Origin of the sequence: Streptomyces acidicola (assembly GCF_009377235.1) — a bacterium.
Lineage (GTDB): Bacteria > Actinomycetota > Actinomycetes > Streptomycetales > Streptomycetaceae > Streptomyces > Streptomyces acidicola.
Genome location: NZ_VMNX01000531.1, coordinates 1 through 1,186, shown reverse-complemented (window position 1 = coordinate 1,186; position 1,186 = coordinate 1). Strand labels below are relative to the sequence as shown.

The window sequence follows — 1,186 nt, the reverse complement described above, 5'->3', positions numbered from 1 at the left end:
GGCGGTTTCTAGGGATCGTTGCAACACGTGGTCGTGTTGATCAGGCAGCGAGCAGTTTATGCAGGCGCTCGGCTGGGGTTTCCCAGCCGAGCGTTTTGCGTGGGCGGCGGTTGAGCTGGTCGGCGACAGCGGCCAGGTGTTCGGGGCTGTGGACCGAGAGATCGGTGCCTTTGGGGAAATACTGCCGCAGCAGACCGTTCGTGTTCTCGTTCGAGCCGCGCTGCCAGGGGCTGGCGGGGTCGCAGAAGTAGACCGGGATGTCGGTGGCGAGGGTGAACTCGGCATGGTGACCCATCTCGCTGCCCTGGTCCCAGGTCAGCGACCGTTTCAGCTGCGTCGGCAAGGTCTGGACGGTGGCCGTCAGGGCGGTGAGGACGGCTTCGGCGCCGTGGTCGCCCGGCAGGTGCAGCAGCATCACGTAGCGGGTGGCGCGCTCCACGAGGGTGCCGATCGCGGACTTGCCGTCCTTTCCTATGATCAGGTCACCCTCCCAGTGGCCGGGCACGGCTCGCTCCGTGGCCTCGGCCGGACGCTCGCTGATCATCACCATCGGCGTGGTGAAGCGGGGCTGGCGGCAGTTGGCCTGCCGCTGGGGCCTGCGGCGGGCGCGGCCGGAGCGCAGGGCTCCTGCGAGCTCGCGCCGCAGCTGGCCTCTGCCCTGGACGTAGAGCGCCTGGTAGACGGTCTCGTGGACCACGTGCATCTCCGGCCGGTCGGGAAACTTCTGCCGCAGAGCGTGGCATATCTGTTCCGGGCTCCACTTCTCCTCCAGCATCGCCTGGACGGCGTCACGCAGCTCAGGGTTCTGGAGGATCTTGCGGGGCTTGGGGCGGGGGCGGCGGGCGGCGGCGCGGGCCTGGGCGGCGTGCGGCCTGTAGGCGCCGCTGTCCGGATGCCGGTTGCGCCGTATCTCACGGCTGACCGTGGAGGGACTGCGGCGCAGTTCGGCGGCGATCGCCCGGACGGTGGCCTTCTCCCGCAGCCGGTCGGCGATGTGGATCCGCTCGTCCTCGCACAGGTGCCGGGACGGACCGGAAGGCGGCACCACCGTGTTGATCGGTGGTGCCGCCTTCTGCCTGCGGTCGGCACTGCGGCCGTTACGCCACTTCCTGCCGGTCCGTTCGTCGACACCGACGAGCCGGCAGGCTTCCTTGTTGCTGTAGCCCTGCTGCACGAGCCGGGAGTA

Annotated in this window: 1 protein-coding gene; it reads right to left on the bottom strand. The window is 69.4% G+C overall.

Going from position 1 to position 1,186, the window contains the following annotated elements:
* Positions 1 to 40: 40 nt before the first annotated feature.
* Positions 41 to 1,174, bottom strand: coding sequence for an IS30 family transposase (locus tag FPZ41_RS46620; RefSeq protein WP_407698912.1), 1,134 nt, complete (start codon positions 1,172 to 1,174; stop codon positions 41 to 43).
* Positions 1,175 to 1,186: the final 12 nt, after the last annotated feature.